Genomic DNA, 21,872 nt, shown 5'->3' with positions numbered 1-21,872 from the left:
GCGAAGCGCTTTTTTTGCTGATGCGGATGTCTTGTACACCGGTGACCGTTTCTTCCTAGCAGGCATATACAGTAAATGGAAAAATAAAACAAGGAGGAAACAAAATGAATGATACGTACGGCCATCGCCATTTGGCTTGGCACGAAACGTTGGAGCTGCATGAACTGATCGCTTTTCAAGCCAATGGATTGATGAAAATGAAAAAGACGATTGGGAAAGTCGATTGTCCGGAGTTGAAAAAATTGTACGTTGAGACGATTCAAGGATTGGAAACGAATTTGCGCGAACTTCTCGCCTTCATTCCGGCGGCACCTATAATGGGAGAAAACCGCGACCATGATGATGGCGACCGCGCCTTGCACGCCGGCGACTTGCTTGGCTTTTCCAAAACAGCCGTGCGCAATTATGCTGCTGCCATTACGGAAACAGCGACACCCGTTTTGCGCAAAACATTTGTTAGACACTTGTTGAAGGCGATTGAAACGCATGAAAAAGCGTTCAACTACATGTATGAACGCGGTCACTATTCGGCATACGACCTTGCCCAGCTTCTTCACAACGACGTCCGCAACGCGCAAAAAGCGTTGTCGATGGGATATGAACGATAATAGAAACGAGCCGCTCCCGCCAAGTGGAGCGGCCTCTTTATTGCGGCAGGGAGGAGCGGATGGACCAGCGGCGAATACATAAAAAATGGAGAAACAGCCAAGCCTAATGAAGCTGGACGGGAGAAAGGATAAAAGGAGGAGGCGTCATCGGTGTCCTACTACATCGTTTTTGATATTGGTGGTACGTATGTGAAACATGCTGTCATGAACGAGCACGGCGACTTTTTAGAAAAGGGGCGTTACCGTTCGGAGCGGCATGACTTTCATCAGTTTCGCGATGACTTGCTTAACGTCATTCGCCAAGCGCAGGTAAACTATCCACTTTCCGGCATCGCGATCAGTTCCGCAGGAAGCGTGGACAGCGAAAGCGGCGTCATCGGTGGAAGCAGCGCCTTGCCTTGCATTCACGGTCCCAACTTTAAAGAAGTATTCGGCGGGGCGACGGGCCTGCCGGTAGAACTGGAAAATGACGCGAACTGCGCAGCACTTGGTGAATTATGGAAAGGAGCGGGGCGGCACTGTCGCGACATCGCCTTTGTCATTGTCGGCACCGGCATCGGAGGGGCGATCGTGAAAGACGGGCGCATCCATAAAGGGGCGCATTTGCACGGCGGGGAATTTGGCTATATGTTGATGGATGTCCGCTATGAGAATGGAAGGGTCGAATGCAAAACATGGAGCGAACTGGCGGCGACAAGTGCTCTGATCCGGATGGCGGCTGAGGAAAGAGGGGAGGCGGAAAGGGAGTTGGATGGTGAAAAAGTATTTGCGTTGGCTGAGAGCGGCGATGAAGCCGCGCAAAAGGCGATCGACCGATTTTACTTCTCCTTAGCACAAGGCATTTTTAATTTGCAATATGCGTACGATCCGGAGAAGATCATTGTCGGCGGGGGGATTAGCAGCCGCCCCGATTTCGTCGACGAAATCAACAAGCGGCTTTCGGTGATATTGTCGCTCGTTCCAATTGCCAAAGTCCAGCCGGTGGTGGAGACGTGCCAGTTCAAAAACGACGCGAACTTGCTCGGCGCTTTGTATCATTACCTACAACGGCGTGGAGAGCAAGGGAAAAGGTAATCCATCTCGTTCCGCTGAACGATGACGGGCATCCTCTTCAACATAACGCCACACCCAAAACGTGAGGGTAGTAGAAACGAATGATTTGTAGTACAATAGAGCAGGTGCGGCCCAAAGCGGAGTATTATTTCGTCCGCTTGGTCCATATGTATACAGAGGACGATCCTGCGCAGAAAGGATGGAACGAATGCACTGGATAGAATTGTGGAAGGCCGTCATTTTGGGAATGGTCGAAGGGTTGACCGAGTTCGCCCCTGTTTCCTCCACTGGTCATATGATTATTGTTGACGATCTTTGGCTGAAATCCACCGAGTTTTTAGGCAAGTACGCGGCGAATACATTTAAAGTCGTCATTCAGCTCGGCTCGATTTTGGCCGCTGTGGTCGTGTTCAAAGACCGATTTCTTGATTTGCTTGGTTTTCGCGGCCGCCATCCGGGCGGACATCCGCGGCTGACGCTCATTCACGTCATCATTGGCCTGCTCCCGGCCGGGGTGCTCGGCGTGTTGTTTGAAGATTATATTGATGAACATTTGTTCTCAACCAAAACGGTGCTCATCGGCCTTGTGCTCGGTGCGCTGTTAATGATTGTCGCTGATACATTTGCGAAAAAAGCCGCGCGGGCGCAGACGGTCGACCAAATGACATACAAACAGGCGTTTCTCGTCGGCTTAGTGCAATGTTTATCCTTATGGCCCGGCTTTTCCCGTTCCGGTTCGACGATCGCCGGCGGGGTACTCGTCGGCATGAGCCATCGCGCCGCCGCCGATTTCACGTTCATTATGGCCGTTCCGATCATGGCTGGGGCGAGCGGGCTGTCGCTGTTGAAAAACTGGCAATACGTCACGGCCGCCGATATTCCGTTTTTCATCGCTGGTTTTTTGAGCGCCTTCGTCTTTGCCTTGCTTGCGATCCGCTTTTTCCTGCAGCTCATCAACCGCATCCGCCTCGTGCCGTTTGCGGTGTATCGGATTGTGTTGGCCGTTGTCATTTCTGTCTTATACTTCTAGCCGCGCCGTCTGGCGGATTTGTTCCGTCGGACGGTTTTCCTTTGGCCGGTGGAGGATGGGGGCAAATGAGAATATAGATGGTTTCCGCATTGAACGCTCTTCCACCTACGCGAACGCTTAAACGTGGAGGGTGGACGAACGATTGTGCTGACGAGCCATCAGTGGGATCATATCGACATCCTGTGCGACCATGTGTTTCGGATATCAACCGTTGCCGGCTTGGGTCGGTGCAAAGAAGAAAAGGCTCATTATGGGGGAATGAAAATAAAACGAGGCGATGCCGAAAAACGGCCACGGTTGGCCGCATGGGGCATCGCCTGTTTTTACAAGCGGGCGGTGTCTTGAATGATGGAAAGCAGCGTTTGCAATGGATCGCTTGCACCGGCTTTCTCCATGTTTTTTCGATAGCGGTCTTTGTTTTCATATAGGCGGCGAATGGCGGCTTGGAGCGATTCGTTTGTCAAATCTTCTTCCATCAGCACTTCCGCATAGCCCGCGTTTTCAAACGAGCGGGCGTTTAGGATTTGGTCGCCGCGGCTTGCCGCTTTCGAGAGCGGGATGAGCAACATCGGCTTGCGCAAGGCGAGCAGTTCGAAAATGGCGTTCGCCCCGGCGCGGGAGACGACGATGTCGGCTAAGGCCAATAGGTGGGGCAGCTCTTCGTTGACGTATTCGAACTGTTTGTATCCTTTTTGGCCTGCAAGGCTTGTGTCGATGTTCCCTTTGCCGCAAATGTGGATGATGTCAAATTCGGCAAGAAGCGTCGATAAATTGGCGCGCAAGGCGTCGTTGATTTTTTTTGAGCCTAAGCTGCCGCCCATCGCCAGCAAGACCGGTTTGTTTCTGTCGTCGAACTGGCATATCCTTCTTCCTTGTTCGGCGCTTCCGTGTTTCAGCTCTTCGCGGACGACGGCGCCGACGTAGACGGCTTTATCGACGTTGACGTATTGCTTCGTTTCGGGAAAGGTAAGGCAGATTTTTGTCGCAAACGGCATGGCGATTTTATTTGCAAGCCCCGGGGTGAAGTCAGATTCATGGATCACCGACGGTACGCCGTTCAGCCAAGCGCCGAGAATGACGGGAACGGAGACGAAGCCACCTTTTGAGAAGACGACGTCCGGTTTTTCTTTTTGGATCAGGCGGTACGCTTGCCAAACGCCTTTCAGCACGTTGAATGGATCTTTAAAGTTTTTCCAGTCAAAATAGCGGCGCAGTTTTCCGGTCGAAACCGAATAGTACGGCACGCCGTCGATGCGGCCGATAATCTCCCGTTCAATCCCTTCATGGGAGCCGATATAGACGATATCCCATCCAAGCTCTTTCAATTTCGGGATGAGAGCGACGTTGACCATCACGTGACCGGCTGTGCCGCCGCCGGTTAAGATGATTTTTTTTCGCAATGCGGATCACCTGTCTTTTTTAATCGCACGTGTATCGTTTATGTATTATAGCAGATTCCACTTCGCTTTGGGAGGAAACCAAGCGATGGCGCTTTTCGTATAAGAAAATAAGAAGACTGGACGGTCTGTGCGAAATTTTTATGATTTTCTTTTCGATTTCTTATTCGAACATCTACATCATGATGGTATCTAATAGAAAAGTTCATTTTTCTATTTTCAGAGAGAAGAAATACTGGTAAAGTACAATCAAGAGGTGAATGCCATGTGGGCTTGGCTGTTCATTTGTTTCATTGTGGGAATTTCCATTTATGGGATTGTGCCTACGATTATCATTCGCAAAAAGCAGGTTCGTTTGTTTCGGGAGGGAACGGCATCCGATTGCCTGGCGCTGACGTTTGATGACGGCCCCGACCCGTATTATACGCCAAAGTTGCTTGATTTATTAAAGAAATATGGGGTGAAGGCCACATTTTTTGTTGTGGGGCGAAAAGTGGAGCGCCATCCGGAGATCGTGCGGCGAATGGTGGAAGAAGGGCACGAAGTCGGCATCCATAATTACCGTCATATCAGCAACTGGTTGCTTCCGCCGCTTTGGCTCGATTGGGGGGTGCGCCGTGCGGCCGCAGCCATTGAGCGGGCGACAGGAAAACGGCCGGTGTATTACCGCCCACCGTGGGGCCATTTTAATGCTTGGACGCCGATCGTGCAAAAACGGTATACGACGGTGTTATGGTCGCATATTCTTGGCGATTGGAACGAAAAAATTGGTACAATGGAGTTGTTCCGACGCTTGCGTTCAGCCATACGCGGCGGGGCGGTGATTGTGCTTCATGATAACGGGGATGCGTTAGGGGCTGACAAACGCGCGCCAGAGCAAATGTTGTCAGCGCTTGAGCTGCTGTTTAAGGATGAAGCAGCGAAAAAGATGCGCTGGGTGACGATTACGGAACTAAGAAATGTGCAAACTAATACACAAATCTCGGCGATGTAGTGGGGGAGCTATGGATACAAGCGTATGGTTGCCGTATGTCCAGTCATACGGGTATGTGATGCTGTTTTTATTTTTGTTTTGCGGCATTGTCGGCATTCCGGCGCCAGAGGAAAGCTTGCTCTTTTTTGTCGGCGTCATGGTCGCGAAGGAGCAGCTGCTGCTTGGACCGACGCTCGTTTCATGCTGGGGAGGGGCGATGGCCGGCATGGTGACGGCATACGGCGCTGGCCGGTGGTGGGGGGCGCCGTTTTTGCAAAAGTACGGCAAATATGTTGGGATTACGGGCGAACGGTGGGAGCGGGCGCGGAGCTGGTTTGGACGCTATGGCAAATGGGGGATTTTGTTCGGTTGCTATGCTCCGGGGGTGCGGCAAATTTGCCCGTATATGGCGGGAGTGAGCCGGTTTCCGTTCGGGCCGTTTCTGTTGCTTTCGGCGCTTGGAACGGCAGGTTGGGCAGTTCCGTTGACCGCGGCGGGGCTTTGGCTCGGCCAGCGTATCCATATCCCTCTGATTTCTTTTCCGCTTGCCGGTTTGGCGTTGTTTTTGCTGTTTTTGTTGGCGGCATGGGTCGGGCAGCGGAGGCGCAAAAAATCTTTCGAAAGCTAAAGGGTGCGATCGATGATGAAAGTGTTGTTTTTGCCGCTGTTTCAAATGAATACGGGACACCATAAAGTGGCCGATACGTTGATCGATTTCTTGCACCGCCAGTTTCCAGCGGTCGAAAGCCAAAAGATTGATTTTTTGAGCTACTGCAATGAACGGATGGAAAAAATGGTGTCAGAGGCCTATTTGCGCTGGATTCGCTCGCATCCTGCTTCGTATCACCGCGTGTACAAAACGCTGATGTATCAAGATCCGCCCCGTTTTGAGTTCATTTCGTTTGAGCCATGGCTTCCTTATTTTGAAAGCAAAATGAAAAAGATGGTGGAAGAAGAACAGCCGGATTTAATCGTCTGCACTCATTCGTTTCCGTCGCGCATTTTGCAGCGGCTGAAGCGGAAGCGGGTGCTGACGGTTCCAGTTGTCAATGTCTACACCGACTTTTTTATGAACAGCATTTGGGGGAAACGGTTGATTGACTATCATTTTGTTCCCCATCAAGAGGCGAAATGGGAGCTGATTACGAAATACGGGGTTGACAAAGGACGCATCATCGTCACCGGCATTCCCGTTCATGACGCATTCATGAATCGCCAAGAAGCACGGCGCAGGCCGCAGCCCATCCATGTGCTTGTCGCCGGCGGAAACCAAGGGCTCGGCAATATGATGGCGTTTTTGCGGGCGGCTCGTACGTCAACGTTGTTCCGCTATTCGGTGCTGTGCGGCGCTAATCGCCAGCTGTACGAGGAAATCGCCAGCTGGCAGCTGCCCCATATTCGGCCTCTTCCATACATTGATGACCCGGAAGAGATGAATCGGCTGTATGAAGAGGCGGATGCTGTTATTACGAAACCAGGCGGGGTGACGGTCAGCGAGCTGCTTCATAAACGCATCCCGATTTTTACCATCGATTGCCTGCCCGGGCAGGAGCGCATCAATTTGCAATATTTGCAGCGAAACGGCCTCATTTATCATTTGGTCCGGCCAGAAAACGGTGAGCAGCACATGCTTCGCTTGTTGATGGATGATGTGGAGAAAAACCGGTTTTTCCGCCGTGTGTCCGATTACTTTGCCGGCATCGAAAAAACAGGGCAAGAAGCGCTTGCCGAAGTGGTGGCGGCCATGCCGCAGCGCATGGCTTGGCGCGTGTTGCGTCCGTAGTGAGAGGAGGTGTCCCAAAAGGATCGGGGCACCTTTTCTTACTCCTGTATGTACGTATAAAACAACTGTTGGAAAACGATATGTTGTGCTTTGGGACGAACTACGTTTTAAGACAGCCTCATTTTTGTGCCTTGTCGTTTATGTGGGTGGCGAAACAACCTCTATCGTACATATAAAATATCAGACCGTTGGGCGCGAAACGTGTTACAATAGGAACGATGGCCAAGGAAAGAGGAGGAACGATAATGAAAACAAGAGTTGGCGTGTTATACGGCGGCAAATCGCCGGAACATCAAGTATCGCTGTCGACAGCGATGGCGGTGATGAACGCCATTGATCCTCATAAATTCGATGTCATTCCGATTTACATTACACCAGAAGGACAATGGATCAAGGGGAAACAGCTGACGGGACCGGTCGAGGAGATCAAGCAGCTGCAATTCACTTCGGCGGCGACTGCTTTGATTCCGGTTTCCTTGAACCAAGTTCCAGCTGCTGACTCGGCTGTGGAAGGAAGTGAGGAAACGATCGACGTCATTTTCCCGCTTTTGCATGGGCCGAACGGCGAAGACGGAACCGTGCAAGGGTTGCTAGAGATGTTGAACATTCCGTATGTCGGCAACGGGGTGCTTGCCTCGGCGGTCGGGATGGATAAAGTCATGATGAAAAACTTGTTTGCCCAGGCTGGGTTGCGCCAGGCGAAATATATTGCCGTGACGAAGTATGACTGGCAAAAAAGCGGTGAAGCGGTGTATGACCGGATCGAACGAGAGCTTGGCTACCCATGCTTTGTCAAGCCAGCCAATGCCGGCTCGAGCGTCGGCATTTCCAAATGCAAACAGCGGGGCGATTTAAAAGCCGCATTTATCGAGGCCTTTCAGTATGACCGGAAAATTATTATTGAAGAGGCGATCGTCGGCCGCGAAATTGAAATCGGCGTGATCGGCAATGACGAGCCGATTTGTTCGGTCGTTGGCGAAATTGTGCCCAAAAAGGAATTTTACGATTATGAAGCAAAATACGAAGACGGTCAAACCGAATTGATCATCCCAGCCGACGTCACGAAAGAACAGTATGAGACGATCAAACAAATGGCTCTTACGGCGTTTCGGACGCTGGATTTGTCTGGACTTGCGCGCGTCGATTTTTTCCTCGCCAAAGATGGCGCCGTTTATATCAACGAAGTGAACACGATGCCAGGCTTTACGCCATACAGCATGTTCCCGCTCCTTTGGCAGCACAGCGGTGTGCCGTACCCCGAGCTGATCGAGCGGCTCATCGCGCTCGCATTGGAACGGCACCAAGAAAAGCAGACGATCACGTACACGTTCAAAAAGGAAACGAGGTGAGAGCCGATGATCAAACGGACAGTGCGGCAAATCGCCGAAATGGCTGACGGGCGGTGCCTAAAGCCGGAATGGGAGAATATGGCCGTCAGTGGTGTGTCAACCGACACAAGGACGATCCAAGCTGGCAACTTGTACGTTCCGTTGCGCGGTGCGACCTTTAACGGCCACGATTTCGTCCAAGAAGCGGCGCAAAAAGGAGCCGCCGCCGTACTTTGGGCGGCAAGAGAAGGAACGCCGCCGGAAGGCGTGCCCGTGATCGTTGTAGATGACACGCTTTTGGCGCTGCAGCGGCTCGCCGCCCGCTATCGCGAGCAGCTTGGATTGAAGGTGGTCGGCGTCACTGGCAGCAACGGCAAAACGACGACAAAAGATATGATCGCTGCGCTGCTGGCGACCCACTATCGAGTGCAAAAGACCGAAGGAAACTTGAACAATCACATCGGCGTGCCGCTGACGCTCCTTGCGCTTGACGAAGGGACGGAGATGGCGGTTGTCGAAATGGGGATGAGCGGGTTTGGCGAAATCGAGCGGCTGACGATGATCGCCCGTCCGGATGCAGCGGTCATCACGAATATTGGAGAAGCACACTTGCAGGAGCTCGGGTCGCGGGAAGGCATCGCCAAGGCGAAGTTGGAAATTTTGGCGGGTTTGCATCATGATGGGCTATTCGTCTACCACGGCGATGAGCCGCTTTTGACGGAGCGTGTGCCGAAGCTGCCTCTTCCCCGCCATGTCGTGACGTTCGGGGCGGACGAACAAAACGATTACTATCCGACCGATGTGCGCATTGAAGCGGGAGGAACATCGTTTGTCGTCAATGCGCTTCCCGGCCGGACGTTGTTTATGCCGGTATTAGGCAAACATCATGTATACAACGCGCTCGCCGCCATTGCGGTCGCCCGCTTTTTCGGCATCGATTGGGAAGACATCGACGCGGCTCTCTCCCGCCTGCAAGTGACGCGCATGCGTACGGAAGTCGTCAAGACGAAATATGGCTTTACCGTGATTAATGACGCCTACAATGCCAGCCCGACATCGATGCGCGCTGCCTTGATGCTCCTTCAAGAATTGAGCGGCTATCGGCAAAAAATCGCCGTATTGGGCGATATGCTGGAGCTTGGTGACGAAGAAGTGGCGTTTCATCGAGAGATTGGGGAGATGTTGCGGCCGGGAATGGTGGACTATGTGTTCACTTACGGGCCGCTGGCACACCATATCGCCGCAGCGGCTGCCCCATTTTTTGATGATTGGCGGGTGAGGGAGTTCGACGATAAAGCAGCGTTGGCCGAGGCCGTGCGTTCCATCGCGACTTCGGATGACATTGTTTTATTGAAAGCATCGCGCGGCATGAAATTGGAAGAGCTGCTTCGATATTGGGGGTAACATCAAGCAACCCGAGGAAAACGAAAAGCGGCGTCACAGGCGCCGCTTTTCATTCGGACGGGGGTGGAAATGATGATCGGCTGTTTATGTATTCACGGGTTTACGGGAAGTCCAGAAGAAGTGACGCCGCTGGCCAATTATTTGCGGGAGCGGACCGATTGGCTGATCGAAACGCCGACCTTGCCGGGCCACGGAAGCGAACTGCGGTTGAAAGGAATTACATACGACCAATGGATCGCGGCGGCGGAACAAGCGTTTTTAGCGCTCCATCACCGTTGCAGTGTGGTGCATGTCATTGGGTTTTCAATGGGTGGAGTGATCGCCGTCTACTTGGCGGAAAAATACCCGGTCGCCAAGCTTGTGTTGTTGAGTGCGGCGTTTTATTATGTGAACCCAAGGCAATTATGGCGCGACATCCGTGAGATGTTTGCCAACGGATGGAAAGGGGCGCGGGAACACCCGCTGTTTCTCCGCTATCGAAACAAAATGATGGCGACCCCGTTTTCAGCTGTCAGGGAGTTTCGCAAACTCGTGCGCGATGTGCGTCCCCGACTTCCGTGCGTCACGGCGCCTGCGCTCATTGTGCAAGGAGAAAAAGATGGGATCGTGCCGCTAAAAAGCGCCTATTATTTATATGAGCAGATTGGATCGGCGGAAAAAAAGTTATTGTTTTTGCCCAATTCGTTCCATCATGTTTGTCATAGCATCGATCGGCATGTTCTGTTTGCTGAGGTGGAAACATTTTTGCGCGGCGCCTGCGCTCAACATTGCAAATCGCCGCATAACATGGTATGATAACTGTCAAACCTTTCCCACGAATACAGGGACGATTTTTTATAAGGAGTTTGAATAACATTGACGACATTTCAAGAATTAGGATTAAGCCAAGAAGTGATGAAAGCGATCGAGCGGATGGGGTTTGAAGAGACGACCCCGATTCAAGCGAAGACGATTCCGCTCAGCCTGCAAAATAAAGATGTCATCGGCCAAGCGCAAACCGGAACGGGGAAAACGGCGGCGTTCGGCATTCCGATCGTAGAAAAAGTGGATGTGAAAAACGGCGCCATTCAGGCGCTTGTGGTCGCGCCGACGCGCGAGCTCGCCATTCAAGTATCAGAAGAGCTGTACAAAATCGGCGCCGTCAAGCGGGTGCGCGTCTTGCCGATTTACGGCGGTCAAGATATCGAGCGGCAAATCCGCGCTTTGAAAAAACATCCGCATGTGATCGTCGGCACGCCGGGCCGCATTATCGACCATATCAACCGTAGGACGCTCCGCCTTGACCATGTGCATACGGTTGTGCTCGATGAGGCGGATGAAATGCTCAATATGGGCTTTATCGAGGATATTGAGGCGATTTTAAGCCATGTGCCGGCCGAACGCCAAACGCTTCTCTTTTCGGCGACGATGCCGGATCCGATCCGCCGGATCGCCGAGCGGTTCATGAATGAACCAGAGCTTGTCAAGGTCAAGGCAAAGGAAATGACCGTGCCGAACATCCAACAATACTATTTGGAAGTGCATGAGAAAAAGAAATTTGACATTTTGACGCGGCTTCTTGATATTCAGGCGCCAGAGCTCGCGATCGTGTTCGGCCGCACGAAGCGGCGCGTCGATGAGCTGGCGGAGGCGCTCAACTTGCGCGGTTATGCAGCGGAAGGCATTCACGGCGACTTAAGCCAGGCGAAGCGGCTGTCGGTGCTGCGCAAGTTTAAGGAAGGAACGATTGAAATTTTAGTGGCGACGGATGTTGCGGCGCGCGGTTTGGATATTTCCGGTGTGACGCACGTGTACAACTTTGATATTCCGCAGGACCCGGAAAGCTATGTCCACCGAATTGGGCGCACCGGGCGGGCCGGCAAGACCGGGGTGGCGATGACGTTTGTCACCCCAAGGGAGATCGGCCAGCTTCACCACATTGAGCGGACGACAAAGCGCAAAATGGAGCGGATGAAGCCGCCGACGCTTGATGAGGCGCTCGAAGGCCAGCAGCGCATCGCCATCGAAAAGCTCCTTAACGTCGTGGAAACCGAAAACTTGTCGTTTTACAAACGGGCGGCGGAAGAACTGCTTGAGGAGCATGATTCGGTGACGATTGTGGCTGCCTGCTTGAAAATGTTAACGCGCGAGCCGGATACAACGCCGGTGCAACTGACGGAAGAGCCGCCTTTAGCGGTAAAACGGGAGAAGAAGCGAGGCGGTCGCCCGGATGGTTCCGGCCGCAGCCGGACGAAAAGACGGCGGGTTACGGCGCATTAAGCGCCGTTTTTTCATGGCCGAACTGCGAAAAACGACGGCCGCTTTGGGTGGATCGGCAAAAACGGGGCAAGCAAGCCGCCGACGGCGAAGCCAAATAGATGGGCCAATACATTCCCGTTTGGTTCCATCACCCCAAGCAGCAAATGAGCCGCCATGACCGAAAGCAGCAGCTGAGCATAGCGGGGGGCGACTAAGTCGCGACGGAACAAAGCGAGATAGCTGTACATGCCAAACAAGGCGAAAATGGCCCCTGATGCCCCGACATGGGTGTATAGCGGCGGCAGAAGAAAGACGGTGGCGACATTGGCACCGACGCCGCCTCCGATATACAGAAACAAAAATTTTCCTTTCCCAAGTGCGCGCTCCAACCAGGGGCCAAGCAGCCATAAGGACAAACTGTTGGCGGCCATATGGTGAAAATCGCGATGCAGCACGAGCGGGCTGACAAGCCTCCAGTATTCTCCATGGCGAATGGCGCCGTTCGTCCCAACGGCGTATTGCCAAACGGGCTCGAGCACAGTGAAGGGAAGCGAAAACAACAGCCATACCAGAATGTGAATGAACAACAAGGTGGCGACGACAGGAGAACGGCGGATCAATGAGCGGACATCGCTTGCATGTTGAAGCACGGCTTGGTCTCCCTTCTTGGCGGAAGTGGAACGTTGTTTATATAAGCCATCTTATGCCCAACAACGATAAAAAATTTGTCCAGCTATCAGGACAGACGGAAGATAGGTGAGAAAATCGTGATCGTCGGCATCGGCATTGACATTATCGAGCTGGGACGGGTCCGTTCTCTTCTGGAACGGAGTAAAAAATTTCCAGATCGGATTTTGACACCGCGGGAGAAGAGGCAGTTCGATCAGCTGCCGCCCACAAGGCAGGCAGAGTTTCTCGCCGGACGATTTGCGGCTAAAGAAGCGTACGCCAAAGCGCTCGGAACGGGGATCGGGGGGCATCTATCGTTTCAAGACATCGAGATCGTTTCCGATGCGAGCGGGAAACCAAGCGTGGTCGTCCGCTGCGGCAGCGAGGGCGATATCGTGCATCTATCCATTTCCCATAGCCGCGATTACGCCGTCGCCCAAGTCATCATTGAACGCCTTGGACCGCTGACGCCGACCGATGCTTGCCATGGCTAGTCTGCATATTCCCGAATGTTGTCTCATATATTGTAGTGCATGGGAAGAAATCGATATATGAGGCAAAGGGGTTGAAGCGATGGGCAGAAACGTGCTGATGGCGTTGGTCGGCATCATTTTTCTATTTGCTTTGGCTGGCTGCGGGTCGAAATCGCAGGAAGAGGTGCTGAAGGCGCTTGATGAAAAGATGGATGAGATGACGGGTTATCAGGCCGAGGCGAAAATGACGTTCCGCACCGGTGAGAAGCCGCAAGTGTATCATGTTGAAGTGTGGCACAAGCAGCCGTCCTACTACCGCGTCAGCTTGAAAAACGCCGACAAAAGGCAAAGCCAAATGATTTTGCGCAATGACGAAGGGGTGTTCGTCTTCACGCCGGCGCTCAACAAAACTTTCAAGTTTGTGAGCGACTGGCCGAAAAACAGCAGTCAAGCGTACTTGTATGAATCGCTTGTGAAAGATATTTTGAGCGATTCGAAGGCGAAGTTTAAGGCGACTGACGACTACTATGTGTTTGAGACGAAAACGAACTATCCGAACAATGAGGTCGTTCCGACCCAAGAGATTACACTGCGCAAAAAAGATTTGGCGCCCGTTTCGGTCAAAGTGATGGATACGGACCGGAAAGCGCTGTTGACGGTCGAATTTTCCAATGTGGAGTTTAACAAAAAGTTTGACGATGATGCGTTTGATACAAAGAAAAACATGACTGGCGCCCGCCTTGAGGTGCCGACGATGGCGGAAGGAAAAGAGCAGGCGATGGCCGTCATGTACCCGAGCCAGCTCCCGAAAGGGGTTCAGGCGCTTGAGGAAAAAGAAGTGAAAGGTGAAAACGGCACGCGCGTCATTATGACATTCGGCGGCAAAAAATCGTTTACGCTTGTGCAGGAAAAAGCGAATGTGCTTCCGGCGACAAGCATGCCGGTGCTTGTCAACGGCGATCCAGTGGATTTAGGGTTTACAATCGGCGCCCTTACCGACCGAACGTTGACATGGTGGTACAATGGGGCGGAGTTTACGCTCGCCTCGGACGATTTGACGCCGGAAGAAATGGTGATGGTCGCCAGCTCAGTGCAAGAAAAAGCGGAAAAATGACAGTGCGGTTTTGGAAACAGGCGGTTCTCCGCGTTGAAGCGGAGAACCGCGTTTTATTTTGTCGCTGCGGATAGAAAGACGGGTGAGACAGGAGGAATGTCATCGGTGTCCAGCGTTTTCCGACGTTTTTCTTGTTTTTCCGCTACTCATCCTATTCCGTCTTCGTCGGGAACATGGTAAACTAAAAAAGGAATCCAATCGATTCAAGCGCTTTCAAACTGGCTATGATTAGAAAGGCAGCGAGAGAGGATGGACGAGTTTCACCGCGATACGTGGGCGGAAATTGATTTGGATGCCATTTATGACAACGTCGCGAATTTGCGCCGCTTTTTGCCGGAGGACACGCAAATCATGGCTGTTGTCAAGGCGAACGCCTACGGGCACGGCGATGCCCAAGTGGCGGCAACGGCGCTTGAAGCAGGCGCATCCCGCTTGGCCGTCGCCTTTTTGGACGAGGCGCTTGCCTTACGAAAAAAAGGCATCGATGCCCCGATTTTAGTGCTTGGGGCGTCTCGTCCCGAGGATGTGGCGTTGGCCGCCGAACACCGCATCGCCTTAACTGTGTTCCGCTCTGATTGGCTCGAGGAGGCGTCATCACTGTATAGCGGTTCGATCCCGATTCATTTCCATTTAAAGATGGACACGGGAATGGGACGGCTTGGGGTGAAAGACGAAGAGGAGACAAAGCGAATCACGGCCCTGATCGAACGCCATTCGTCTTTTGTGCTTGAAGGGGTGTATACGCATTTTGCGACCGCTGATGAAGTGAATACGGATTACTTTTCTTATCAATACGCCCGCTTTTTGCATATGCTTGATTGGCTGCCGTCGCGGCCCCCGCTCGTTCATTGCGCCAACAGCGCGGCGGCTCTTCGTTTTTCCGATCGAGCGTTCAACATGGTGCGCTTTGGCATTTCGATGTACGGGCTCGCCCCATCGCCGGACATCAAGCCGTTCCTCCCATACGAATTGAAAGAGGCGTTTTCGCTCCATAGCCGCCTCGTACACGTCAAAAAGCTGCAACCAGGCGAAAAGGTGAGCTACGGTGCGACGTACACTGCGCAGACGGAGGAGTGGATCGGCACGATTCCAATCGGTTATGCGGACGGCTGGCTGCGCCGTCTGCAGCACTTTCATGTGTTGGTTGGCGGGCAGCGGGCGCCGATCGTCGGCCGTATCTGCATGGATCAATGCATGATCCGGCTGCCAGGGCCGCTGCCAGTCGGGACGAAGGTGACGTTGATCGGCCGCCAAGGGGACGAGGTCATTTCCATCGATGATGTCGCCCGCCATTTGGACACCATCAATTATGAAGTGCCGTGCACGATCAGCTACCGGGTGCCCCGTATTTTTTTCCGAAATAAGCGTATAATGGAAGTGAGAAACGCTGTTGGTCGCGGGTAAGCGATGAATAATCTGCTTCGGAAGACAAAGGATAGAAAATGGAGAAATGACTTTGCAGCGCCGTTGTTTAATGGTATCATGAAGTGGAAGCAATGAATGGCTGCAGTTCGTGGAGGTGTATCTTTGTGTCGGAATCTGGCGCAACAACGGAAATCGTCGTTCGTTTGCCGCAGTCGCTGCTGACAGAACTGGACGTGCTCGTCAAGCAAGAAAACGGCAACCGCAATGAACTCATTTATCAAGCGACGAAAATGTACATTCGCGAGCGGAAAAAACGGCAAATTCGCGAGGCGATGAGACGAGGCTACATGGAAATGGCGAAAATCAATTTATCTATCGCTTCTGAAGCGTTTCATGCTGAATACGAGGCCGACCACACCGTTGAACGCTTAGTTAGCGGGGGGTAATGCTTTGATTGTCAAACGTGGCGACGTGTATTTTGCGGACCTTTCCCCGGTTGTTGGCTCGGAGCAGGGCGGCGTGCGCCCCGTGTTGGTGATCCAAAACGACATCGGCAACCGTTTCAGCCCGACGGTGATCGTAGCGGCCATTACGGCACAAATTCAAAAGGCGAAGCTGCCGACGCATGTCGAGATTGACGCGAAGCGCTATGGATTTGAACGCGATTCGGTCATTTTGCTTGAACAAATCCGCACGATCGATAAGCAACGGCTGACCGATAAAATCACTCATTTGGACGATGAAATGATGGATAAAGTCGATGAGGCGCTGCAAATTAGCTTAGGACTGATCGACTTTTGATAGGAGCGAAAAAACCTTTGCGTTTAGCATAACAGTGAAAGGGAGAAAACGGTTTTCGGTTGCCAACGGGCGGCCGAGCGGATGGGGAAAGCGGCGTTGACGTGCGGCATCGGTCTTGATTATCGAGTGTTCACGCTGGTGAGATGGGCAGATCGGCTTTTCTGGAACGGTCTGTCCCTATTTTCATCTATGTATACTGTTTCACAAAGCAGCTGCGTATAGGTAGCGCTTTTTTTATGCCCAATATCATTAAGGAGGGAATCGCTTGGCTAACGAACAGAGGCTCATTGAGGTCATTGCCGCCGAGCAGCAGCTGGCAGCGAAGCAAGTCGAAAACGTCATTGCGCTCCATCGAGAAGGAAACACGATCCCGTTTATCGCCCGCTACCGAAAAGAAATGACTGGGGCGCTCGATGAAGTGCAAATTCGTGAAGTGCTTGAGAGATGGGAGTATTTGCAGCATTTGGAGCAGCGGAAAGAAGAAGTCATTCGATTGATTGACGAGCAAGGGAAGTTGACGGAAGAGTTAACGCAGGAGATTATGGCAGCCACGAAGCTCCAGCAAGTTGAGGATTTATACCGCCCATATCGGCAAAAGCGGCGCACGAAAGCAACAATCGCAAAAGAGAAAGGGCTTGAACCCCTTGCCGAATGGCTCCTTTCATGCCCATCGGCTCCAACTCCGGAACAACAAGCCGAGATGTTCGTCAACGAAGATAAAGGAGTCGCAACTGTTGAAGAGGCGCTTCAAGGAGCGAAAGATATCATTGCCGAAAAAGTGGCCGATGACGCCGCTCTGCGCCAATGGGTTCGCGACGAGACGCGGCGGAAAGGAACGATTGTTTCCACCGTTAAAGCGGCGGAAAAGGACGAGAAGAACGTATATGAAATGTACTATAATTACGAAGAGCCGCTTGTCAAAATCGTTCCGCACCGTGTGTTGGCGTTAAACCGCGGCGAAAAGGAAGAAGTGCTGCGCGTCTCGGTCAAGGCGCCGGTTGAGGACATCATTCGCTATTTACGGCGAAAAACAGTCGCTGATGAATCGTCTCCAGCCGCTCCCATCGTGGCGGAAGCAGTCGAGGAAGGGTATAAGCGGCTAATGGAACCTGCCATTGAACGCGACATCCGCAACGAGCTGACGGAAAAAGCGGAGGAGCGGGCCATCCATATTTTCGCTGAAAACTTGCGCAAACTGCTTCTCCAGCCGCCGCTCAAAGGAAAAACGGTGCTCGGCATTGACCCAGCCTATCGGACGGGATGCAAGCTCGCCGTTGTCGATGAAACAGGGAAGCTGCTTGCCATCGACGTTATATACCCACACCCGCCGCAAGAGCGAAAAGAAGAGGCCCGCGGGAAGCTCCTTCGCCTGCTCGATAACCATTGTGTTGACGTAATCGCCATTGGAAACGGTACTGCATCTCGGGAAACCGAACAGTTTGTCGCCGACACGCTGAGGCATGCGCCACGCGATATCTTTTATTTGATTGTCAATGAAGCAGGAGCGAGCGTCTACTCTGCTTCTGACCTTGCGCGCGCTGAGTTTCCCGACCTGCAAGTCGAAGAGCGGAGTGCCGTCTCGATCGCCCGCCGCGTTCAAGACCCGCTCGCCGAGCTTGTCAAGATCGATCCAAAATCGGTTGGCGTCGGCCAATACCAGCACGATGTGTCGCAAAAAAAGCTTGCTGAGTCGCTTCGTTTCGTCGTCGAGACGGTCGTCAATCAAGTCGGCGTCAACGTCAACACCGCCTCTGTTTCCCTGCTCCAGTACGTGTCTGGGCTCACGAAAACCGTTGCGGAAAACATTGTCAAGCGTCGTGAGGAACAAGGGAAGTTTCGCAGCCGCGAAGAGCTGAAAACGATTCCTCGGCTCGGAGCGAAAACGTACGAGCAGTGCATCGGTTTTTTGCGCATCATTGATGGTGATGAACCGCTCGACCGCACGCCGATTCACCCCGAGCGGTACGCGGAAGTGAAGCAACTGTTGCGCAAGTTAGGATTTACGACCGCCGCCATTGGCAGTGTTGAACTGCGCCAGGCGCTGCAAGCCATCGAGATCGAGACGGTGGCAGCCGAGCTCGGCATCGGGGAACTGACGTTGCGCGACATTATTGACGCACTGTGCCGCCCAGAGCGCGACCCACGTGATGAACTGCCGAAACCGATATTGCGAAAAGACGTTTTGAAGATGGAAGACTTAAGGCCAGGCATGGAGCTCGAAGGAACAGTGCGCAACGTCGTCGACTTCGGCGTCTTTGTTGACATTGGGGTGAAGCAGGACGGGCTCGTGCATATTTCCAAATTAAGCAAACAATACGTGCGCCATCCGCTCGATGTTGTTTCGGTCGGCGACGTCGTCAAGGTATGGGTCGAGCACGTCGATGTGGCGAGAGGGAGAATTTCGCTGTCGATGGTGCCGGCGGAAGGGTGAAATGGAGAAAGCACTGCCTTAGGAGCAGTGTTTTCTCCGATAAAAAAACCAACATTGGTTCAGCAGTTTAATTTGCTCGCGATTTTTCTCATAATAGGCTCGTCTCATCTGATTTTTGAGCCATGTAGGCAACTTGGGCACCTCCCTAACAACGGAAAGGTAGTATATAATGTATGTAGCTCTGCATTGTCCCGTGCTAAAAAGATAAGGAGAGAAAACTGCGATGGATCAAAAACAGCTGCAATGGCTTGTTGAACAAATCTCTATCCACTCATTCGGCAAACCGTTTCGCCATACCGCTTCCTTCAACCCGCGGCTGCGTGCTGTCGGAGGGCGATACATACTGCAAACCCACAACATCGAACTCAGCCAAAAACATTATGAGCTGTTCGGCGAAGAAGAGTTAATCGGCATCATCAAGCATGAGTTATGTCATTATCATTTACACCTTGAAGGGAAAGGCTACCGCCACCGCGACCGCGACTTCCGCGAGTTGCTGCAAAAAGTGGGGGCTCCTCGCTATTGTCGTCCGCTTGCCCGAAATGCAAAAGCGACGAAAACGATTTACACATACATTTGCACGTCATGCAGCCTCACCTACCGTCGCAAAAGGCGGATCAACATAGACCGTTATGTCTGCGGACGCTGCCGCGGTCGACTTACCCTAACAGTATAGAAGCAGGGGATCAACAACTTTTGCAAAAACGAGGTTGACAATTGAAGTGACTGTGTGCTAAATTATAAAAGCCGTCGCCAAATGCACAATGAGATAAGCAACAAAAAACATATTGACAAAAAGTAAACGGATCAATATAATAAACAATGTCGATTGTCAAACATCATTCCGCAATAGCTCAGCGACGAGCATGCGCATCATCGAATATACTTCGAGTTGTCCTGACGCATCAGACTTCCTTGGATATGCTTGTAGAGGAAGGGACAGGGCAAGTTTTGGGCGCAGTTTCTTCGTCATTATTCCGCAATAGCTCAGCGGTAGAGCAACCGGCTGTTAACCGGTAGGTCGTAGGTTCGAATCCTACTTGCGGAGCCATTTCTTTGGAGAAGTACCCAAGTGGCTGAAGGGGACGGTTTGCTAAACCGTTAGGTCGTGGCTTTACGGCGCGCGGGTTCAAATCCCGCCTTCTCCGCCACTCCGATGTGTGTATGCGTGGCCCGTTGGTCAAGTGGTTAAGACACCGCCCTTTCACGGCGGTAACACGGGTTCGAATCCCGTACGGGTCACTGATCACGCAGGGGAACACCCCTGCGCTTCGCGGTCCCGTAGTGTAGTGGTTAACATGCCTGCCTGTCACGCAGGAGATCGCGGGTTCGAGTCCCGTCGGGACCGCCATACAATCAAATCGTTGGGCCATAGCCAAGCGGTAAGGCAACGGACTTTGACTCCGTGATGCGCTGGTTCGAATCCAGCTGGCCCAGCCATTTTTTATCTCTATACATACCCGCAAGCTTGCCAACTCGGCGGGAAAGAAAGTATGATGAGCCATTAGCTCAGTAACGAGCAATGCATCTTCGAGTTGACTGCGAGTTGCCTCGACGCACCAGGCTTCTTCGAAACAGCTGGTAGAGGAAGAGGCAGGTAGAGCTCGTCAGTACTTAGAGTGTTATGATCACATGAGCCATTAGCTCAGTAACGAGCGATGCCTCTTTGAGTTCGCTGCGAGTTGCCTCGACGCACCAAGCTTCCTTGAAACAGCTGGTAGAGGAAGAGGCAGGTAGAACTCGTCAGTACTTAGAGTGTTATGATCACTATGAGCCATTAGCTCAGTAACGAGCGATGCCTCTTTGAGTTCGCTGCGAGTTGCCTCGACGCACCAAGCTTCCTTGAAACAGCTCGTAGAGGAAGAGGCAGGTAGAACTCGTCAGTACTTAGAGTGTTATGATCACCATGAGCCATTAGCTCAGCAGGTAGAGCAACGAGCGATACATCCTCGAAATCGCTTCGAGTTGTCCCGACGCACTGGACATCTTCGAATCAGCTAGCAGAGGAAGGGACATCGTCAAATATCTGAGTGTATACCAAACCATGAGCCATTAGCTCAGCAGGTAGAGCATCTGACTTTTAATCAGAGGGTCGGAGGTTCGAGTCCTCCATGGCTCACCATATAGCGGGTGTGGCGGAATTGGCAGACGCACCAGACTTAGGATCTGGCGCCTCACGGCGTGGGGGTTCAAGTCCCTCCACCCGCATGTTTTGTCGATTGTGCGGTCGTGGCGGAATGGCAGACGCGCTAGGTTGAGGGCCTAGTGGGGGCAACCCCGTGGAGGTTCAAGTCCTCTCGACCGCATTTTACCAAAAACATAACTGTTGATATGGTTGTACAGCTTGGTAAAATAGAAATGCTTTGGTTGATATGATGCGCTCGTAGCTCAATTGGATAGAGCATCTGACTACGGATCAGAAGGTTAGGGGTTCGAATCCTCTCGAGCGCGCCATGATCGGGAAGTAGCTCAGCTTGGTAGAGCACATGGTTTGGGACCATGGGGTCGCAGGTTCAAATCCTGTCTTCCCGATTTTGTTAAACTAATGTTGCGTGGGTGTGGTTTCGTAAAACCGAAGCCATGAGCTTCCCACGTCCTTGAATGTGCTTTGAGTTGCCCTGATGCACCCAGCTTCTGTGAATCGGCTGGCAGAGAAAGGGGCAATAGAAAAGCGTGATGGATGTTCAATCAAAATCATATGCGGGTGTAGTTTAGTGGTAAAACCTCAGCCTTCCAAGCTGATGTCGTGGGTTCGATTCCCATCACCCGCTCCATGGTGAACTTACTATCGTTCCTTGAAAACTGAACGAAACGAAGCGCAACGAAAAGCGGAGGTCCGCGGGTCGCCGCGACGGGCAAATGTTCTTCACCCGCAGGGGTGCTTGCACCCCGAGGGGGAAGGTTATTTGACCCCGAGCGGCGGCGGACCGAAGCTAGACAATTCGAAAAGCGGAGGCCGCTCGGCGCCTTTGGTGCTGCGGCTGAAGCGATAGCCAATCAACTTTCTTTGGAGAGTTTGATCCTGGCTCAGGACGAACGCTGGCGGCGTGCCTAATACATGCAAGTCGAGCGGACCGAATCGGAGCTTGCTCTGGTTTGGTCAGCGGCGGACGGGTGAGTAACACGTGGGCAACCTGCCCGCAAGACCGGGATAACTCCGGGAAACCGGGGCTAATACCGGATAACACCGAAGACCGCATGGTCT

The 21,872-nt window shown here is 52.6% G+C and carries 20 protein-coding genes, 11 tRNA genes and 1 rRNA gene; 29 read left to right on the top strand and 3 right to left on the bottom strand.

The genetic code is table 11. The features are described from left to right. Window positions 1-104: 104 nt before the first annotated feature. From ETC05_RS13840 to ETC05_RS13830, 3 genes are all read left to right on the top strand, one after another. Window positions 105-608, top strand: coding sequence for a spore coat protein (locus ETC05_RS13840; protein WP_031406063.1), 504 nt, complete (start codon window positions 105-107; stop codon window positions 606-608). Between the two features lie 150 nt (window positions 609-758). Further along, window positions 759-1,682, top strand: coding sequence for an ROK family protein (locus ETC05_RS13835; protein WP_171661258.1), 924 nt, complete (start codon window positions 759-761; stop codon window positions 1,680-1,682). Between the two features lie 187 nt (window positions 1,683-1,869). After that, window positions 1,870-2,691 carry an undecaprenyl-diphosphate phosphatase gene (locus tag ETC05_RS13830; RefSeq protein ID WP_031406059.1) on the top strand — a complete coding sequence of 274 codons (822 nt, stop codon included), beginning with the start codon at window positions 1,870-1,872 and terminating at the stop codon, window positions 2,689-2,691. 323 nt (window positions 2,692-3,014) lie between these two features. On the opposite strand, the gene ETC05_RS13825 is transcribed toward ETC05_RS13830, so the two are convergent. Continuing rightward, window positions 3,015-4,091, bottom strand: coding sequence for an undecaprenyldiphospho-muramoylpentapeptide beta-N-acetylglucosaminyltransferase (locus tag ETC05_RS13825; RefSeq protein ID WP_031406058.1), 1,077 nt, complete (start codon window positions 4,089-4,091; stop codon window positions 3,015-3,017). Between the two features lie 262 nt (window positions 4,092-4,353). On the opposite strand from ETC05_RS13825, the gene ETC05_RS13820 reads away from it, so the two are divergent. The 7 genes from ETC05_RS13820 to cshA all read left to right on the top strand — a co-directional run bounded on the left by ETC05_RS13820 (window position 4,354) and on the right by cshA (window position 11,835). After that, a complete protein-coding gene (locus ETC05_RS13820) occupies window positions 4,354-5,082 on the top strand; it encodes a polysaccharide deacetylase family protein (RefSeq protein WP_031406056.1) in 729 nt (242 codons plus the stop codon). A 10-nt stretch (window positions 5,083-5,092) separates the two neighbouring features. Next, window positions 5,093-5,689, top strand: coding sequence for a DedA family protein (locus ETC05_RS13815; RefSeq protein WP_031406054.1), 597 nt, complete (start codon window positions 5,093-5,095; stop codon window positions 5,687-5,689). A 12-nt stretch (window positions 5,690-5,701) separates the two neighbouring features. Continuing rightward, a complete protein-coding gene (locus ETC05_RS13810) occupies window positions 5,702-6,844 on the top strand; it encodes an MGDG synthase family glycosyltransferase (RefSeq protein WP_031406053.1) in 1,143 nt (380 codons plus the stop codon). A 245-nt stretch (window positions 6,845-7,089) separates the two neighbouring features. Then, window positions 7,090-8,193 (top strand): D-alanine--D-alanine ligase, encoded by a 1,104-nt coding sequence (locus ETC05_RS13805; protein WP_171661257.1) that lies wholly within the window; start codon window positions 7,090-7,092, stop codon window positions 8,191-8,193. A 6-nt stretch (window positions 8,194-8,199) separates the two neighbouring features. After that, window positions 8,200-9,576: a UDP-N-acetylmuramoyl-tripeptide--D-alanyl-D-alanine ligase gene (locus ETC05_RS13800; protein WP_031406049.1), complete on the top strand. Its 1,377-nt coding sequence runs from the start codon at window positions 8,200-8,202 to the stop codon at window positions 9,574-9,576. A gap of 72 nt (window positions 9,577-9,648) precedes the next feature. Beyond that, window positions 9,649-10,371, top strand: coding sequence for an alpha/beta hydrolase (locus ETC05_RS13795; protein ID WP_171661292.1), 723 nt, complete (start codon window positions 9,649-9,651; stop codon window positions 10,369-10,371). Between the two features lie 60 nt (window positions 10,372-10,431). Beyond that, entirely contained in the window at window positions 10,432-11,835 is a 1,404-nt protein-coding gene (gene cshA, locus ETC05_RS13790; protein WP_031406045.1) for a degradosome RNA helicase CshA, read from the top strand. Between the two features lie 11 nt (window positions 11,836-11,846). Here cshA and ETC05_RS13785 read toward each other — a convergent pair whose 3' ends face one another. Continuing rightward, window positions 11,847-12,464 carry a rhomboid family intramembrane serine protease gene (locus tag ETC05_RS13785; protein WP_031406043.1) on the bottom strand — a complete coding sequence of 206 codons (618 nt, stop codon included), beginning with the start codon at window positions 12,462-12,464 and terminating at the stop codon, window positions 11,847-11,849. A 117-nt stretch (window positions 12,465-12,581) separates the two neighbouring features. Between ETC05_RS13785 and acpS the strand changes: the two genes are divergently transcribed. The 6 genes from acpS to ETC05_RS13755 all read left to right on the top strand — a co-directional run bounded on the left by acpS (window position 12,582) and on the right by ETC05_RS13755 (window position 18,667). Next, window positions 12,582-12,977 (top strand): holo-ACP synthase, encoded by a 396-nt coding sequence (acpS, locus tag ETC05_RS13780; protein ID WP_171661256.1) that lies wholly within the window; start codon window positions 12,582-12,584, stop codon window positions 12,975-12,977. A gap of 79 nt (window positions 12,978-13,056) precedes the next feature. Further along, the gene (locus tag ETC05_RS13775) at window positions 13,057-14,070 is read left to right on the top strand and encodes a LolA family protein (protein WP_171661255.1); all 1,014 of its coding nucleotides are present in this window, start codon (window positions 13,057-13,059) and stop codon (window positions 14,068-14,070) included. A gap of 249 nt (window positions 14,071-14,319) precedes the next feature. After that, window positions 14,320-15,474: an alanine racemase gene (alr, locus tag ETC05_RS13770; protein WP_171661254.1), complete on the top strand. Its 1,155-nt coding sequence runs from the start codon at window positions 14,320-14,322 to the stop codon at window positions 15,472-15,474. Between the two features lie 125 nt (window positions 15,475-15,599). Beyond that, on the top strand, window positions 15,600-15,881 hold the full coding sequence (locus ETC05_RS13765; RefSeq protein ID WP_013144044.1) for a CopG family ribbon-helix-helix protein: 282 nt from the start codon (window positions 15,600-15,602) through the stop codon (window positions 15,879-15,881). A gap of 4 nt (window positions 15,882-15,885) precedes the next feature. Beyond that, on the top strand, window positions 15,886-16,236 hold the full coding sequence (gene ndoA, locus ETC05_RS13760) for a type II toxin-antitoxin system endoribonuclease NdoA (RefSeq protein WP_003253417.1): 351 nt from the start codon (window positions 15,886-15,888) through the stop codon (window positions 16,234-16,236). Between the two features lie 265 nt (window positions 16,237-16,501). Next, window positions 16,502-18,667, top strand: coding sequence for a Tex family protein (locus tag ETC05_RS13755; RefSeq protein WP_031406028.1), 2,166 nt, complete (start codon window positions 16,502-16,504; stop codon window positions 18,665-18,667). 18 nt (window positions 18,668-18,685) lie between these two features. On the opposite strand, the gene cmpA is transcribed toward ETC05_RS13755, so the two are convergent. After that, on the bottom strand, window positions 18,686-18,799 hold the full coding sequence (gene cmpA, locus ETC05_RS13750) for a cortex morphogenetic protein CmpA (protein WP_013144046.1): 114 nt from the start codon (window positions 18,797-18,799) through the stop codon (window positions 18,686-18,688). A gap of 91 nt (window positions 18,800-18,890) precedes the next feature. Between cmpA and ETC05_RS13745 the strand changes: the two genes are divergently transcribed. The 13 genes from ETC05_RS13745 to ETC05_RS13685 all read left to right on the top strand — a co-directional run. Then, window positions 18,891-19,343, top strand: coding sequence for a SprT family protein (locus ETC05_RS13745; RefSeq protein WP_171661253.1), 453 nt, complete (start codon window positions 18,891-18,893; stop codon window positions 19,341-19,343). 300 nt (window positions 19,344-19,643) lie between these two features. Next, a tRNA-Asn gene (locus ETC05_RS13740) sits at window positions 19,644-19,718 on the top strand. 7 nt (window positions 19,719-19,725) lie between these two features. After that, window positions 19,726-19,818: transfer RNA gene (locus tag ETC05_RS13735), tRNA-Ser, on the top strand. A gap of 19 nt (window positions 19,819-19,837) precedes the next feature. Beyond that, window positions 19,838-19,909, top strand: a tRNA-Glu gene (locus ETC05_RS13730). Between the two features lie 33 nt (window positions 19,910-19,942). Further along, window positions 19,943-20,018: transfer RNA gene (locus tag ETC05_RS13725), tRNA-Asp, on the top strand. Window positions 20,019-20,032: 14 nt separating this feature from the next. Further along, window positions 20,033-20,107: transfer RNA gene (locus ETC05_RS13720), tRNA-Gln, on the top strand. 606 nt (window positions 20,108-20,713) lie between these two features. After that, window positions 20,714-20,789, top strand: a tRNA-Lys gene (locus ETC05_RS13715). A gap of 4 nt (window positions 20,790-20,793) precedes the next feature. Continuing rightward, a tRNA-Leu gene (locus ETC05_RS13710) sits at window positions 20,794-20,875 on the top strand. Window positions 20,876-20,890: 15 nt separating this feature from the next. Then, window positions 20,891-20,973 (top strand) — tRNA-Leu (locus ETC05_RS13705). Window positions 20,974-21,044: 71 nt separating this feature from the next. Further along, window positions 21,045-21,121, top strand: a tRNA-Arg gene (locus tag ETC05_RS13700). A gap of 4 nt (window positions 21,122-21,125) precedes the next feature. After that, a tRNA-Pro gene (locus tag ETC05_RS13695) sits at window positions 21,126-21,199 on the top strand. A 168-nt stretch (window positions 21,200-21,367) separates the two neighbouring features. Continuing rightward, a tRNA-Gly gene (locus ETC05_RS13690) sits at window positions 21,368-21,441 on the top strand. A 230-nt stretch (window positions 21,442-21,671) separates the two neighbouring features. Then, window positions 21,672-21,872 (top strand): 16S ribosomal RNA (locus ETC05_RS13685); the annotation flags it as partial.

The sequence above is a fragment of the Geobacillus sp. BMUD genome (assembly GCF_013096845.1).
In the GTDB taxonomy this organism is placed as follows: domain Bacteria; phylum Bacillota; class Bacilli; order Bacillales; family Anoxybacillaceae; genus Geobacillus; species Geobacillus vulcani.
Note: the sequence above shows the minus strand (reverse complement) of the source record. Positions and strands in the feature narration are given on the sequence as shown.